Here is a 16,415-nt window from a genome sequence, read left to right on the forward strand (position 1 = left end):
GTCTTTTGGGTTGCACTTAGAGAAAAAGAGAGAATACTTCCAGAGCGCTTCACGCTCTTACACCATTCTCCTATTTTCTTACAGTGCAGAACACCCAAAAGACAACATTGTTTCGGTGTCTCAAGCGCAGCGGTTAGGAGAAAAGATAAAATCATTTAAAATCCAAAAGCGTGATTTTTAATGATTTTCCTATTTCTCTACACTGCTAAGCGCGCTTTCGACAACCTTGTTTTACAATTGGAGTTGTTTTAGTTGGTAAAAGGCGCCTTTTTTAGTGATTAGTTCGTCGTAGGTACCAAATTCTACAATGGTGCCGTGGGAGACGACGGCGATTTTATCGGCGTCACGAATTGTTGAGAGGCGATGGGCGACAATTAAAGTGGTGCGATCTTTAGTTAAATGTTGGAGCGCTTCTTGAATTTTTTTCTCAGAAACATTATCTAAAGCACTAGTGGCCTCATCTAAAATAATCACGTCAGGATGGCGAATCAAAGCGCGAGCAATGGAAACGCGCTGGCGCTGACCGCCGGACAATTTATCACCATGTTCGCCAATCATCGTTTCTAATCCTTCTGGCAGTTGCTGAATCATTTCAGATAAATTGCTAGCTTTTAAAATTGTCTGAAGTTCCTCAGAGGAAACATTTGGCAGGCCGTAAGTAATATTGTCTTGAATCGTCCCGGAAAATAAAATGGTGTTTTGCGGCACAACGGCGATTTTTTTACGGAAAGTGCGCATGTCGATTTTTGTGCTATCTTGATCATCTAAGAAAATTTTTCCTTTAGTCGGAGCAATAAAACCAATTACTAAATTAACTAAAGTAGATTTCCCAGAACCAGATTCACCGACAAAAGCAATCGTTTCACCAGGATCAATCGTTAAATTAAGATCTTGAATAATATCTTTTTCACTTTTAGGATAACGATAAGAAACGGCGCGAAATTCTATTTTCCCGCGAACAAGTTTCAGCTTAGTTTTATTTTTATAATCTTCCACTTCACCGGCATTAAGAATTTCGCCAATCGAACTGACGGACTCCATTCCTTTAGCAATGGTGGGAATTAAGGTGATAATGCTGGAAACGGCATTGACAATCGTCGTAAAATACGTCTGATACATAACGACGTCCCCCGGCAAAATTTGTCCTTTTAAAGCCAATGCGCCGGTAAAAACAAGACAAATAATTTGGAAATATTGAAAACTTGCCCAACTGACGGAACCAAAAACTGATTGTAAAACATCTAAATGAAATCCTTTTTCGTAAATTTGGTAGAAGTGATCATTCAGGCGATTGATTTCTTGCTTTTCTAAGTTGTGCGCCCGGGCAATCGGGGCTAGTTCGATGACCTCAATTACTTTAGCGCTAGTTTCTTCCATTTCCTTACGAAAATCTTGGTTGCGGGTTTTAATCCGTCGCCGGAAAAAAACGATAATTAAAGCCGCAATCGGAACGGTCAACAAGAAAAACATAAAAACTAGCGGACTTTTATACAAAGTGATGGCTAAAGCGACAATTAAGTTAATGGCGATGTTTAAACTACTAGTGAATACTTGTGAGGACAAAGTTTGTACCGCCTCAACATCCCGCATAATTTTTGATTGCAGGCGGCCGGATTGTAAATCTTTTTGGTAAGGAATGGAAAGCTCCTGTAATTTTTTAATTAAGCTACCTCGGAGCCCGGCTTCCACTTTGCGAATGGCGCGGCTTTGAAATTTCACGTAAAAATAATTAGTTAATAAATTTTGCAACACTAAGACTGCCATCAAAACGGCATTAAAATAAATAGTGCTTAACTGATTGAGATCTTTAGTAGTTGCGGCATTGATAACATTGGCAATTGTGATGGGCATTACCCAAGAAGGAATGTGTTTAATAGTAAAAAAGAGCGTCGAAAGGGCGAGATTGCTATAGTTGCCCCGATAAAGTCCTAATAAAGTTTTAAAGGTCGATTGAGGATTTTTGCGGTAACTTTCTTCAACAATTTTTTCCATATTAACGACTAGGCTTCCTGATATTTTTGCAAAATAAAAGAGCGGCTTTGTTCCAATTGATCTTCTTTGACCCCTTCAAGAGAGGCAAACATCAAAGGGCGCTGCGTTTTCATAAATTGCAATAATGGCGTGTAGTCCATTAGACCGGTGCCCACGGGAACGATTTTCACTTGATTATTTTCCATTACAAAATCTTTTAAATGAACAGCAGCAATCGCATCGCCAAAATGATCCAGCGCATCGGTGGTAAATTTCACTTGGTCTTTAAAATTATCCGGACGCACGAGATTGGCAGGATCAAAAATAATTTTCAAATTAGGACTTTGGACGTCTTGTAATAAGCGTTCAATCCGTTGCCAAGTGTGAAGGGGATGATTCAATCCGCCTTCAATGCCGACTGTAACGCCGAGTTTCTCAGCGGTTTCCACCATTTCTATTACCGAGTTTCGGGCGGTGATATAGGCTTCTTCGGTGAAATTTTTTTCAGTGTAGCCTGTTTCAACGCTACCAGTTTCCGTGCCTACTACAGTTGCACCAAAGTCGCGGGCCAAAGTTAAATGATGTTTGAATTGGACTAAAGCTTCGCGGCGAATTTCAGGATTAGCTGAAGAAATATTAACATAACAACCAAGGACCGAAATTTTAATTTGTGAAGCTCGTAATGTGTCACCTAAAAAACTAGCTGCACCAGGCGTAATTGCAGATAAAGTTGGCGCAAGTTCTGGAAAAGATTTTTTTACTGCTAATTGAATGTGGGTCATTTGAGATTGATTTAATTTTTGAGTCAGCTCGTTGATATCTTTAGCCACCAGATCATGGGCGCGGATACCTAAATTTAAGGGAATCATCTTATCTCCTTAGTAAAATTTATTTTAAAAAATTTTTTAGTTCGCCAGCCGATTTTTTAAGCTCTTCAATAACAAGCGCGGCATTTTGTTGGGCGCCTTTTTCATTGGAATGGGTATTATCCATCACGCCATCTGGATAATTGGGATGTTGGCCAGGTTGCAACTGCAAGAAAAATTGACGGCTCGTAGCATCATCGAATTGATTGAGAAAATCAATTGTCGCTTGATGAAGATCTAAGCAAACCAAATTATTTTTTTTCGCCGTTTCCATGGCGGCTGCCGGATAATCTCCTAAAAGGGTCGGGTCAATTTGTCCATTGAGATACTGGCGGCGCGTTACGGAAGTTAACATGATCGGTGTCACTTGGTGGGCGCGACAAACATCAATCATTTGCTGCAAATTTTCTTGATAAGTTGAAAAAGGTAGCGTCCCACGTTCCGGACTTTCTAATTTTTGATCATTATGACCAAATTGTAAAAATGAAAAATCTCCTGGCACCATTTCTTTAGCCAATTGAATTAAATAACCATCGGTAATAAAACTTTTGGTGCTGCGGCCGTTTTTAGCGTAATTGACCACGAGAACTTCAGGGACGAAAAAGTCTTGTAAATATTCACCCCAACCAGCTTCAGGTCGCTTATTTTCCGCTTTGTTAGCAGCAGTGGAATCGCCGGCAATAAAAATTTTCATTTATTTTCTTCTTTCTAATAACCAATTTTGGGCTAACTTCACCCATTGAAACGTGTGGGGGACTTCAGGGAGCATCCCTAAACCGTGATGACCTTGCGGGAAAATGTGAAGTTCAAAAGGAACTCCAGCGTCAGCGTAGGCTTTAGCCAATAGCAAACTATTAGCTACGGGAACGGCTTGATCGGCGGCGGTATGCCAAATAAAAGCCGGTGGTGTTTGTTTAGTAATTGCATTTTCTAAAGAGAATTTTTTTTCAGTTTCTAGATTTTGACGAGCACCTAAAAAGTTTTCCGCCGAACCTGAATGGGCAAAAGGCGGGCTAAAAGTAACCACCGGATAACAATAAAGCGTGCCGGCAATTTTTTCATGATGAAGGGCACTAAAAAGTCCTGCTAAATGAGCACCTGCTGAAAAACCCATCACAAAAATTTCGCCCACTTCTTTTTGGCTTTGTAAAAAATCAAGCACTTCAGAAATTTCCACCAGCAAGTTTTCAGTTTCAACCGGATTTACTTGGTAAGCTAAAACCGCCGCATGAAAATCCAAACTTTCTGCCCATTTAGCAATCGTTGAGCCTTCCTTTTCTCCAGATAAATGCGCATACCCGCCACCAGGTAAAATTAAGAGCAACGGTTTTTTTTCAGATGAGTTAAAGCGATAAAACAATGTGGAGTGCGTCGGGGACATTTGACTAGTTAACGTATTAAATTGATCGACAATTTTTTCCATCTTACACCTTTTCTAATACCGGAAAAGAGCGAAGCGTCATCGTTGCGCTTCACTCTTTTCTTTGTTTTTTATTGCTTAAAATTTGAAATAATGTTCAGCGTTATTGTAAGAAATAGCTTCGACTAAATCGCCAAGTAATTTTTCATCTTCAGGCGCTTCGCCACGTTCCACCATTTCACCGATAAATTCGCACAACACGCGACGGAAATATTCATGACGCGTATAGCTTAAGAAGCTACGAGAATCAGTTAACATTCCGACAAAATGTTTCAAAACAGAACCATCAGCAAATAACGTCAATTGATTGCGCATGCCAGCTCTAGTATCGTTATACCACCAGCCAGAACCAAGTTGCATTTTACCAGCGACATCTTTTTGGTAACAACCCATTAAAGCAACAAGGGCAGGGAAGTCGTTAGGATTTAAGGAATACAAAATCGTTTGTGGCAGATCATCGGTCATTTCAGCGCGGTCTAATAATTGTTGCAACTGAATCGTTAAACTCAAATCATTAATGCCATCGTAACCTGTGTCAGCGCCTAATTTTTCAAAAGCCGGCGTGTTTGTGTTGCGGTAAGCGTGAATGTGCAGTTGCATCGTCCAGTCATGTTCTTTGTAGAAATGGAATAAAGCAACTAAAATTTCTGTCCGATATTGATGAATTTCTTTTTGAGTTAATTTTTCACCAGCGAGTGCTTTAGTGAAAATAGCATCCAAAGTATCGACATCGGCTGCTTCATAAACTAAAACATCTAACGCATGGTCAGATAAACGGCCGCCATTTTGATGGAAATAATCGACACGATCGCCTAAAGCCGCAGCCATTTCAGCAAAATTCGTAATGGGTTGTTCCACTACTTCGCTCAAATGTTTTACATAGTTCGCAAAATCAGGTTTATCGATATTCATTGCTTTATCAGGACGATAGGAAGGCAAGACTTTAAAACGCGTCTCTTCGTCAGCTAATAATTGATGGTAATGCAAATCATCAGCAGGATCATCAGTAGTGCAGACAACTTTTACATTGGAATTGGCGATAATATTGCGTTTTTTGAAATCTTTGCTAGCTAATTTTTCATTAACGGCATCCCAAATAGCTTTCGCATTTTCAGGATTGACTAAAAGATCAACGCCGAAGAAACGTTTCAATTCAAGATGAGTCCAAGTGTATAAAGGATTGCCGACAGTATTAGGAACTGTTTGGCACCATGCGTAAAATTTATCCCAGTCAGAAGCTGAACCAGTAATTTTTTCTTCAGGAACGCCATTTGCCCGCAATAAACGCCATTTGTAATGGTCGCCGCCAAGCCAAGCTTCCGTCAAATTTTTAAATTGGCCATTGTCATAAATTTCTTTGGGATCTAGATGGCAGTGGTAATCGATAATTGGCATTTTAGATGCATGATCGTGGAATAATTTTTTAGCCCATGGTGTTGATAGTAAGAAATCGTCATTTAAAAACAAGTAAATCCCATCCTTTATAAATAAATTTTTTGTTGTAAACAGATTATAAGGTAACGCCATTTTTGAAAATAGCTACTTCCCGCACATCATTTTCTTCGTTACGGGTAGGTTTGCCAGAAGCCACATCGATAATAGTTTGGATAAATTCTTCCAAAACATCAGCTAACGGACGATCCAACAGTTGACCGGCGTTGAAATCCATCCAGTGACCTTTCTTTTCAAAAATTTGATTATTGGTGGCCACTTTAACTGTTGGCACATAAGCTCCAAACGGCGTGCCGCGTCCAGTGGTGAAAAGAACCATTTGGCAATCAGAAGAAGCTAAAGCAGAAGCTGCTACCAGATCATTTCCTGGTGATTGCAAAAGTGATAAACCTTTTGTACGGATTTTTTCACCGTATTGCAAGACATCAACTACCGCTGATGTACCGGATTTTTGCGTACAACCAAGACTTTTATCTTCCAAAGTCGTAATCCCGCCTGCTTTATTGCCAGGTGATGGATTTTCATAAACAGGTTCGCCGTAACTCATAAAGTAATGTTTGAAATTATTAATTAAATGAACAATTTCGTCAAATACTTTTTCATCTTTAGCGCGAGCCATTAACATTTGTTCAGCGCCAAACATTTCTGGTACTTCGGTTAGAATAGTCGAACCGCCTTGAGCAATAAGAAAATCAGAGAAGGCACCTAGTAATGGATTGGCAGTAATTCCAGAAAAACCATCGGATCCGCCACATTTTAAACCAATATTTAATTCAGAAATAGGAACAGATTGGCGCACATCATCTTTAGCAGTTTGGGCCAATTCTTCTAATAACGCTACGCCAGCTTCCACTTCATCGTCGACTTCTTGAGCAATTAAAAATTTCACCCGATTAGGATCGACTGGACCAAGTTTTTCTTTAAATTCAGTGACTGTATTATTTTCACAACCTAAACCAAAGACTAAAACACCACCAGCATTAGGATGTTTCACCGCATCAATTAACACCGAACGAGTATTGGCATGATCGTCGCCTAATTGTGAGCAACCATAAGGATGTTTTAAAATCGTAATATTATCAAATGGTCCAAGGTCTGGATGAAGACGAGAAAATTCTCGCAACATTAGTTCGGCCATACCATTGACACAACCAACTGTAGGCACAATTAGTAAATCGTTACGAATTCCGACTTTGCCATTGTCCCGCACGTAACCTTCAAAAGTTAAGTCGCGTTTATCATAATGCACTTGATGAGATAAATCAGGTGCATACGTATATTCCAACTCGCCATCTAAATTCGTTTTTAAATTATGGGTATGCAACCAATCACCAGCGACAGCATCAGCAATCGTGTGACCGATCGGAAAACCATATTTAATTACATTAGAATTAAGCGGCAAATCAACTAAAGCAATTTTGTGACCTTGGGGAATTTCTTGATTAGCAACAACCGTAAAATCACCAATCGTCAGTTTTTCTCCTTGTTCAATGGGGCGTAAAGCAACCGCCACATTATCGCGTTTATTTAAACGCATCAGAGTTTGTGTCTTTTCCATTTCTTAATGAGCTCCTTTATTTAGATCTTTAACAATTTCCCGAGCGCCTTTTGTTTGCAGCTGATCGATAAACTGTTGGACATCGCTCGTCAATCCTTTAACTTGCGTTAAATCTTGGCCCCAAAGTTGGCTACTAGCTAAAATTGTTTCGACAACCGTACTTGGATTTTTCCAAGCCTCAGCAAAAATTTCTTTAACTTCTGGATCATCATGGACTTCAAATTCATCGCCACGGTAAGCCAAAATCGTTGAAGCAAGAGCTAAAGTAATATAAGGGGGATTGGTGCCGTTGGTTTCATTAAAACGTAATAAAATTGGCAAAATCCGCGCCCGATATTTAGAAATACTATTTAAAGCGATGCTTGCTAGTTCATGTTTAACAAAAGGATTTTTAAACCGTTCTTTAATTTGTTCAGCATAAGCTGTCAGTTCAGCTTCTGGTAAAGAAAGCATTGGAATTAATTCTTGAGTAAATAATTGATCCACTAAAACGGAAAAATCAGGATCTTCCATGACTTCACCGACTGTTTCAAGTCCTGCTAAACGGGCGGTTTCTACCATAGTCGTGTGCGGTCCATTAAGCAAATGCACTTTGCGTTCACGATAAGGCGTCATATCGTCAGTCACCACAACATTTAAGCCAATTTTTTCTAAAGGCAATAATTCTTTAACCGATTGTGGTCCTTCAATGACCCAAAGTAAAAATGGTTCCGCTTTGACCATCAGATTATCTACGTAGCCATGTTTTTCATTTAACTCAGCGGCCCGATCACGAGGGTATCCAGGAACAATCCGGTCAACAAGTGAGCAGCAGAAAGTATTTTCATTTTCTAGCCAAGTAATAAAGTCTGCTGATAAATTCCATTCTTTAGCGTAACGCTCCACAAGTTGTTGCAGTTTTTCACCGTTACGATCAATGAGTTCGCAAGGAATAATCGTAAATCCTTTTTTGCCAAGTTCAAAACGACGATATAAAAGAGCCGTCAATTTAGCAGGATAACTTACAGGAGGGGTGTCATTTAATTGGTCACCAGCGTGATAACTGATCCCAGCTTCTGTTGTATTAGAAACAATTATTTCTAAATCATCATTTTCAGCAAGCTGCAAATAACTTTGATAATCTTCATAAGGATTGATCACCCGTGAGACAGTAGTAATAATTTCAGAGGTGGCAACCGTTTGACCATCCAAGAGGCCTTCTAAAATAACGGTGTATAAATTATCTTGTTCAGCGAGCATTTTGCCAAGACCTTGGGCGATGGGTTGAACGACAACAGCCGAACCTAAAAATTCGCCGTGATTATTCAGTTGTTGCAGTTGCCAATCTACAAAGGCCCGCAAGAAATTGCCTTCACCAAATTGAATGACTTTTTCCGGATAATAGGTAAAGTCGGACCATTTTTTTGATAATTGTTCCAAAGTTGTGCTCCTTTCCGTATGCTTTTTTGCACACGTAAAAATTATATTTAAACCTTAAAAAAGGTTTGTAACGAATGTTATGGAAAATAAATTAAAAATAAGATTACAACGATTGCCGAAAAATTAAACGGGTAGCTAATAATTGTTGCGGCTCTTCAATATATTTGTGTTGCAACAATTTTAAAAGCATTTCCGTGCCCACTTGAGCTATTTCAAAAATCGGTTTTGCTACTGTCGTTAAAGCAGGGGTTGTATAGCTGGCAAATAAAATATTATCAAAGCCGACAATCGCCACTTCTTCCGGCACTTTTTTATTCATGGCCGAGCAAGCTTTTAGTGCACCGATGGCCATTTCATCATTGGCACAAAAAATTGCGGTGGGCGGTTTAGCTAGTGAAAGTAATTTTTCTGCTGACGTGCGGCCAGATTCAATCGAATAATCTCCAGGGACAAAATAAGCGGGATTTTCTGACAGGCGCGCGTTTTTTAAAGCAGAAGTGTAGCCTTTTTTCCGTTCACTCGAAGAAAAGAAGCCAACCTTGCCGCCAATCATGGCAATTTTTTTATGCCCGCGAGAAACTACTGCTTCAATGGCTAGTTGCACGCCTTGTCGGTCATTACTGGCCACATTATAAATATCAGGTTGATTTAACTGGCGATTCAAGACGACAAAGGGAATATTGATTTCTTTTAAAAAGGCAATAAAGGGATCGTCATCTTCACTTTGACTCATAATAATAATTCCGTCGTAAAGCTCCGGGCGAATTGCCGTAAAGCTGACAAAATTATCGAGACCATTCACCGATAACGTATATTGATTGCTCAAACGAGCGTTAATTCCTTTAATAACTTCCACTAGAAAAGAAGCGCTCGTCCCTTGATCAATACTTGAAAAAAACAAACCAATTCGGAAGCTTCGTTGACTAACCAAACTTTTGGCTGAAAAATTCGGCACATAATGTAATTCTTCGGCCAAAGTTTTAATTTTTTCTTTCGTTTCATCTTTAATGAGGGGCGAGTCATTTAAAGCGCGAGAAACGGTGGTATGGGAGACCCCAGCCAGCCGGGCAATGTCTTTTATTGTAACCATTGTGTTTTTTTACACTCCTTATTGATTTCGTTTTCAGATTACGCCAAATTTTTAAGAAAGTCAATAGCAAATGGATTGTTCACGTGAAAAATATTTTTCTTGGAAACGGTGACAATCACTTTTAAATATGGTAAAATTAAAAATGTGAGGAAATGATCATGGTTTTATAGGGGGAGTGGAGTATTTGTTTAAGAAAAGGTCTAGCTTTTTTTATAGGATTTTTTTGCCAGTCATTTTAATTGGGGTATTTTTGATTGGTAGTTTTAGTTTGTATATTTACCGAAACACTTACAATAATGTTTTAGGAAATTTAATTGAAGATAAGCAAAATTTTACTCGGCAAATTAAAAATAACTTGGAGCAAAAAGTGCGGACGGTGGAATATGCTTTTACTACTTATTCAGCCACCAGTGATTTTAAAAAAATTATCGAAAAGCCGCTAGATTTTCATAACTATGCCGAGGTGAAAGAAGTCAGCTCAGAATTAGCTTATATTGGCATTATGGGAATTGAAAATACCGATTATTCGCTTATTTCTTTGAGTCAAAATTGGCGCATTCGGGGAGGTGGTCTCGAGCAACTTTCAGAAAGTCAAACGGAAAGTTATCAAAAATTAATTAGTCAAGCTGAAGAAAATTTATTGTGGCTACCTGAAGAAGACAAAATTCAAATGTTAGTTTCCTTGCCGATTTTTTCCCAGAACCGCTCAGGTCTTGGGATGGTGGAAATTTCTCAAAGTGTGATTACCGATTTAATTGGAGAGACCGAGGATCGTTTTTTTGATATTTATAATAGTCAAGGGGATTTATTGTATCAACATGGAGCAATGATTCCTAAAGAAATTGCCGCCACGGTGCAAAATCAAGCGAGCGAAACATTTAATCAAGTGAAGGCCAAAAATGGCGATGTTTATTTATTTCAACGGGCCAATTATAATCAATGGCTGTACGTTTCGCGTTTGCCAAAAAGTGTGATTCAACAAGCAACTTCGGGATTAAAAACCGGATTAATTGTGATTGCTTTAGTAGCGCTCATTTTATTAGTTTTATTAGCCTATATTGTCGCCGATCGCTCGGTGCGACCCTTTGCCCAAATCAAAGACCGACTATCTAAAGCTCATGGTGTTTCGGGTAAACAAGTGGAATTAACGGAAATTTTATCAGGCATCGAAAATATCGTCACTGAAAATGAAACTTTATCCACCCGCGTTCAGCGCCAAAAACCAGAACTCGAGCAATTATTTATTTTTAATTTATTTCGCGGGCGAGTCGATCGCGCTGATTTAAATGGACGATTGCAACAATTTAATTATCATTTTACTCATCAACGCTTTGTGACCATGCTCATTCAAATTGATGATCTAGGCGATCTGCGAGAAGAAAGCGCGCGGGATTTATTTTTATTGTCGATTGAAAAAGTAGTGGAAGATATTGTCCCACCGGAACACCGGATGCGTCCGATTATTTTAAATGCTGAAACGCAAAGTACGATTTTAGTTTTTGGCGAAAATGAAGACTGGCACAAAATGACCTTAGATTATGCTAATCAATTGCAGGAAACTTGTCGAAAGTTTTTGAAAGTGAAAATTAGTGTCGGGCTTTCCCACGACTATATCGATTTATCCATGAGCAAGCAGGCGGTAGACAATGCCAAAGAGGCACTGCATTTCCGGATTAATTTGGGGACGGAAGCTATTATTTTTTATAGTGAAATTGCTAGTCAACTCAATGAAACGGCGGTCCTTAAATATCCTAAAGCTGAAGAAAGTGCCTTGTTAGATGCGATTCGCGCCGGCGATGAAAAAGATCTACGAGAAAATTTCTGCCTTGTCTTAAATAAAATTTTTTCAGAAAATCATAATCCTTTATCGGTGGAAACAGCGATTTTGAAACTAACGAATAATGTGGTGCAACTAGGGCAACTATTAGGCGCCGACTTTGAGATTTTCCAACATAATCGCCATATTTATTCCGATGTCTTAAATGTCGACGATCCTAAAAAAATTGAAAAAATCTTGTATCATTCCCTGATTTTGCCAATTGTTGATACGATTCAAGATAAAACTGATCGCCAATTGAAAAGTTTATCAGAAAAAATTGTTCATATTGTCCACCAAAAATACGACGAAGACTTGTCGCTAGAAAGTATTGCCGACATGTTGCACTACAATCCCAATTACTTGAGTTCCGTTTTTAAAAAAGAATTTGGTTCAAATTTTGGCGATTATTTACAAAATTATCGTTTGGAGATTGCTAAAAAATGGTTATTAGAAACCAATATGACGGTAAAAGAAATTTCCCAACGTCTCCAATACAATAATCCGCAAAACTTTATTCGCTTCTTTAAGAAAAAAGACGGCATCACCCCCGGCGAATTCCGGCGTGAACATACAGCAGAATAAGATAGAGAACAGAAAAAGACCAGACGAAAAATCGTCTGGTCTTTGTTTTTATTTTTATCTTTGAAGATGAACACTTCAAACTTCACCTATTTAACGGGAAATTTGGAGTAACTCCTAGGAAAAAAGATAAATTTTCCGGTGAATCTGTGATTCATCCTCAAATTTCCTATTTTTCTACGGAGCTAACCACTCCAAACTTCACCTATCCTTTAACTGATCCGACCATGGCGCCTTTGACGAAGTATTTTTGGACGAATGGGTAAACGATAAGCATTGGTAAGGTGGCGATGACGATAACGGCCATTTTCACCGATTGGGCTGGTGGGATGACGTCGACTGATGCGGCGTCGGCATTCATACCGGAGCTGACGATAACAATTTGGCGCAGCAATACTTGAACGGGCCATTTGCTGGAATCATTTAAATATAAAATGGCTGATTGATACGTGTTCCAATAGTTAACGGCATAAAATAAGGAAATGGTCGCAATGGAAGGAAGACTTAGCGGCAAAATAATTCTGAAGAAAATGCCTAAAGTAGAGCAGCCGTCCATTTTCGCAGATTCTTCTAAAGAATCAGGAATACCTTGGAAAAAGTTACGCATAATAATCAAATTATAAGCTGAAATGGATCCTGGTAAAATCAGTGCCCAGAGGCTATTCATCAAGCCAAGGCTATTGACCAAGATAAATCCGGGAATCATGCCGCCGGAAAATAACATGGTGAAAACAACAATAAAGTTTAAAATGCCGCGGCCGTGCAAGTAGCGGCGAGATAATCCGTACGCCATAAAACTCGTTAGGACCATGGAAACAAAAGTCCCAATCACCGTTACAAAAATCGAAACTCCGACAGATTTAAAAATCGTTGGCGTTGATAAAATGTAGCGATAAGCATCTATTGTAAAGGTGCGAGGAATTAAAATAAATGGCCGGGTAGAAATTTCTCCAGAAGTGGCAAATGAAGAGGCCACAATATTAATAAAAGGTAGGAGACACATAAGAGTGAATATAGATAGGAAGATAATAATAAGGATGTGAATCACCCGTTCACTTTTGGTAATGGGACGATGATGGACTTTGGCTTTTTTCTTTCGTCCGAGAATTGTTTTTTCTGACATAATAACCTCCAAATTTTTTTCTGACGTTAAAAACGTTTGCATAATTAGCTTAGCATGCTCCTTTTATGAAGTATATAATCAGATTTTCACATTCAAAAAAAACGCGGATTTTTGTAAAAAAGAATTTTTTATTTAAAATAGGAAAGAAAAAAAGAAAAACCGCTTTTACGCAAAATCCTTTGTTGTTGGCGTTTTCAGTACTAGTGAAATGATTATAGACGTAATTTTAACTTCTCGGTAGACTGAAAGTAATCAAAAAACAAAAGGAGGAGTTTGCTGTGGAGAACGCGTTACCGCAACGTACTGCTAAAGAAACCAAAGCTCGTGCCAAAAAGAAAAAATGGGCCCAAATAAAAGGAAATCATGGTTTATATTTAATGATTTTACCAGGCCTACTATATTTTATCGTCTTTAAATACATTCCCATGGGCGGTCTAGTCATTGCCTTTCAAGATTATCAACCGTTCCTGGGTATCATGGGTTCACCAATGGTAGGAATGAAACACTTTATCCGACTTTTCGGCGATCCGGTCTTTATTCAACTTATTAGAAATACTTTAGTAATTTTCGGCTTAAATATTGTTTTTTCATTTCCATTTCCAATTATTTTAGCGCTGATGCTTAACGAGATCCGCAGCGTGAAATTTAAAAAAGCAGTCCAAACCATTATTTATTTGCCCCATTTCATGTCTTGGGTAATTGTTGTTTCCATTTTCTATGTGTTGTTAACAACGGAAGGTGGGGTCATCAATAATATTATTGAACAGCTAGGTGGCACGCGGATTTCATTTCTGACGAGTACGACTTGGCTGCGTCCGATGTATATTTTTCAACAAATTTGGAAAGGTGCCGGGTGGGGCACGATTGTTTATTTAGCGGCGATTACTAATGTCGATGAGCAGTTATATGAAGCGGCTGAAATGGATGGCGCTGGAAAACTAGCCAAAATGTGGCACGTGACGTTGCCTTGCATTCGGCCAACGATTGTTACTTTATTTATTTTAAAAATTGGCGATATCTTAGAGTTAGGTTTTGAGCAAATGTTCTTATTAATGAACTCTTTGAACCGCGAAGTTGCCCAAATTTTTGATACCTTTGTTTATACATCCGGGATTCAAAATGGTCAGTTGAGTTATTCGACGGCGGTGGGGTTATTCAAAGGCTTAGTTGGTTTAGTCTTAGTTGTGATGGCCAATAAATTAGCGAAAAAAGTTGGCGAGGACGGCGTTTATTAAACGTTAAACGCCAAAGCAAGAATTGAGGGAAAAGTAATGACCATGGATAAAATAAACAAAATCAATGATGTTTTGATTTTGATGTTAAAAATTGCTTATCTAAATCTGATTTGGCTAGGAATAACGATTCTTGGTCTAGGAATTTTTTCAGTCGGTCCGGCAAGTTATGCGCTAATGAAATATTATGATCAAACGTTGCGCTTAAAAAATGAATTGCCGGTCTTGCGGACTTTTTGGCAATATTTTAAAGAACGATATCGGCAAAGTGTTTTGATTTCCTGGATTTATCTAGCAGTCTGCGCAGTGTTTATCGTTAACATTTTCTTCAATCGGGTTTGGTCGTTGCAGATTATCAATGTCTTGATGTTGATTTTGGTTTTGTTTTCTTTCACCCATGTCTATACTTTGATGGCCGCCACCAAGTACGAGAAAATTTCTGAGCTGTTAAAAGGCGCTGCGTTACTAGGTTTTGGTTATTTACATTATTCGATTATTACGTGGACTATCTTAGGCGTCAGTTATTTTCTCGCCGCTCGTTTTGCGCCGGCTTTACTTTTCCTGTTTGGTTTTTCGTTTGCGGGATTCTTATTTGCTATGGCTGGCCGAAAAATTTTAAAAGAATTTTTACCAATTGAAAATGAAAACAAACCGCGAGAGATTTGACTTCTCGCGGTTTTTTCTAGTTAAAAAGTGGCTCGTGGCTAAAAATGATTATTTACGTAACCGGTAAAAAGGGCTACTCTTAAGTTAATAAACACACAAGGAGGCACTATGGAAAAAATGTGGCAACAAGCCCTCGACACGTTAGACAAGCGTTATGGTAAGCTGACTGATCTTCCGTATTATCACAATAAATGGTCCTATGATTTAGGTGTTGTTTTAAATGGCGTCAAGCTGGCCTATGAGTTGACCGGCGAAGAAAAATATTTTCATTACCTCAAGACGTCGCTCGATTATTTTATTGATGCAGACGGCACGATTCGTTTTTACGATCAAGAAAAATTTAATTTGGATTTTATCAACAATGGCAAATTATTATTTTTACTATTTGAAAAAACAGGAGATACTCGCTATAAAAAAGCGATGGATACTTTATACCAACAACTTTTGCTGCAGCCACGGACTAAACTTGGTGGTTTTTGGCATAAGAAAATTTACCCTGAACAAATGTGGCTAGACGGTCTTTATATGGCGGAACCTTTTTATGCTGAATATTTGGTGACTTTTAAAGATGGTCAGGGCCTGGAAGATGTTTTAAAACAATTTCAATTGGCTTATGCCGGCTGTCTTGATGAAAAAACCGGCTTATTATTCCATGCTTACGACGAAGAGAAAAAGCAACCTTGGGCCGATGCCACAACGGGTCACTCGCCGCATTTCTGGGGGCGGGCTGTAGGTTGGTATTTATTAGGACTCGCCGACACAATGAAAATTGTCCAAGACTTCCCGGAAATTTATCAAGGACTAGCAGAAATTTTTGAAAAAACTTGGGCGGCGGTGAAAAAAGTCCAAGATCCGCAAAGTCGCTGCTGGTATCAAGTCTTAGACCAAGGAGCGCGTCATGGGAATTATTTGGAAGCTAGTTGTTCGGCGATGTTTTTAGCGGCTAGTGCCAAAGCTTATACACTCGGTCTTATCCCTGATGAAAAAATTTTTATCGCCGAAAGTTTTGCCGGCTTTAATCAAGAATTTGTGCTGCACACTAAAGAAAATTACTTAAATGTGATTCGCAATTGCCAAGTTGCCGGGCTCGGTGGCGATGACAGTCGGGACGGGAGTTTTGTTTATTATATTTCTGAACCGATTATTACTAATGATTTTAAGGGCTATGGCGCTTATATCCAAGCCAGCTTGCTGATTGAAAATTTTATTACGATTTGAAA

Annotated in this window: 13 protein-coding genes; 4 read left to right on the forward strand and 9 right to left on the reverse strand. The window is 38.8% G+C overall.

The genetic code is table 11. The features are described from left to right. Positions 1–231 precede the first annotated feature (231 nt). From BQ5341_RS05320 to BQ5341_RS05355, 8 genes are all read right to left on the reverse strand, one after another. The gene (locus tag BQ5341_RS05320) at positions 232–1,992 is read right to left on the reverse strand and encodes an ABC transporter ATP-binding protein (RefSeq protein ID WP_071131002.1); all 1,761 of its coding nucleotides are present in this window, start codon (positions 1,990–1,992) and stop codon (positions 232–234) included. 8 nt (positions 1,993–2,000) lie between these two features. After that, positions 2,001–2,840: a sugar phosphate isomerase/epimerase family protein gene (locus tag BQ5341_RS05325; protein WP_071131003.1), complete on the reverse strand. Its 840-nt coding sequence runs from the start codon at positions 2,838–2,840 to the stop codon at positions 2,001–2,003. 19 nt (positions 2,841–2,859) lie between these two features. Beyond that, complete coding sequence (locus BQ5341_RS05330) at positions 2,860–3,531, reverse strand: rhamnogalacturonan acetylesterase (RefSeq protein WP_071131004.1); 672 nt, start codon at positions 3,529–3,531, stop codon at positions 2,860–2,862. Further along, positions 3,532–4,260, reverse strand: a complete 729-nt coding sequence (locus BQ5341_RS05335; protein ID WP_071131005.1) for an alpha/beta hydrolase — start codon at positions 4,258–4,260, stop codon at positions 3,532–3,534. It abuts the gene before it with no gap. Between the two features lie 75 nt (positions 4,261–4,335). Beyond that, complete coding sequence (gene uxaC, locus BQ5341_RS05340; protein ID WP_071131006.1) at positions 4,336–5,724, reverse strand: glucuronate isomerase; 1,389 nt, start codon at positions 5,722–5,724, stop codon at positions 4,336–4,338. Positions 5,725–5,767: 43 nt separating this feature from the next. Further along, positions 5,768–7,267, reverse strand: coding sequence for a UxaA family hydrolase (locus tag BQ5341_RS10400; protein ID WP_071131007.1), 1,500 nt, complete (start codon positions 7,265–7,267; stop codon positions 5,768–5,770). A 3-nt stretch (positions 7,268–7,270) separates the two neighbouring features. Then, the gene (locus tag BQ5341_RS10405; RefSeq protein ID WP_071131008.1) at positions 7,271–8,686 is read right to left on the reverse strand and encodes a tagaturonate reductase; all 1,416 of its coding nucleotides are present in this window, start codon (positions 8,684–8,686) and stop codon (positions 7,271–7,273) included. A 103-nt stretch (positions 8,687–8,789) separates the two neighbouring features. Next, complete coding sequence (locus tag BQ5341_RS05355) at positions 8,790–9,776, reverse strand: LacI family DNA-binding transcriptional regulator (protein WP_071131009.1); 987 nt, start codon at positions 9,774–9,776, stop codon at positions 8,790–8,792. A 223-nt stretch (positions 9,777–9,999) separates the two neighbouring features. Between BQ5341_RS05355 and BQ5341_RS05360 the strand changes: the two genes are divergently transcribed. Continuing rightward, positions 10,000–12,177: a helix-turn-helix transcriptional regulator gene (locus BQ5341_RS05360; RefSeq protein WP_158661745.1), complete on the forward strand. Its 2,178-nt coding sequence runs from the start codon at positions 10,000–10,002 to the stop codon at positions 12,175–12,177. 202 nt (positions 12,178–12,379) lie between these two features. On the opposite strand, the gene BQ5341_RS05365 is transcribed toward BQ5341_RS05360, so the two are convergent. Further along, positions 12,380–13,297, reverse strand: coding sequence for a carbohydrate ABC transporter permease (locus BQ5341_RS05365; protein WP_071131881.1), 918 nt, complete (start codon positions 13,295–13,297; stop codon positions 12,380–12,382). Positions 13,298–13,539: 242 nt separating this feature from the next. Here BQ5341_RS05365 and BQ5341_RS05370 point away from each other — a divergent pair, with 242 nt between their 5' ends. The 3 genes from BQ5341_RS05370 to BQ5341_RS05380 all read left to right on the forward strand — a co-directional run bounded on the left by BQ5341_RS05370 (position 13,540) and on the right by BQ5341_RS05380 (position 16,413). Then, the gene (locus BQ5341_RS05370; protein ID WP_083378615.1) at positions 13,540–14,532 is read left to right on the forward strand and encodes an ABC transporter permease; all 993 of its coding nucleotides are present in this window, start codon (positions 13,540–13,542) and stop codon (positions 14,530–14,532) included. 36 nt (positions 14,533–14,568) lie between these two features. Next, positions 14,569–15,195: a YesL family protein gene (locus BQ5341_RS05375; protein ID WP_071131012.1), complete on the forward strand. Its 627-nt coding sequence runs from the start codon at positions 14,569–14,571 to the stop codon at positions 15,193–15,195. A gap of 108 nt (positions 15,196–15,303) precedes the next feature. Beyond that, positions 15,304–16,413 (forward strand): glycoside hydrolase family 88/105 protein, encoded by a 1,110-nt coding sequence (locus tag BQ5341_RS05380; protein ID WP_071131013.1) that lies wholly within the window; start codon positions 15,304–15,306, stop codon positions 16,411–16,413. Positions 16,414–16,415: the final 2 nt, after the last annotated feature.

Origin of the sequence: Enterococcus timonensis, from assembly GCF_900104595.1 — a bacterium.
GTDB lineage: Bacteria > Bacillota > Bacilli > Lactobacillales > Enterococcaceae > Enterococcus_J > Enterococcus_J timonensis.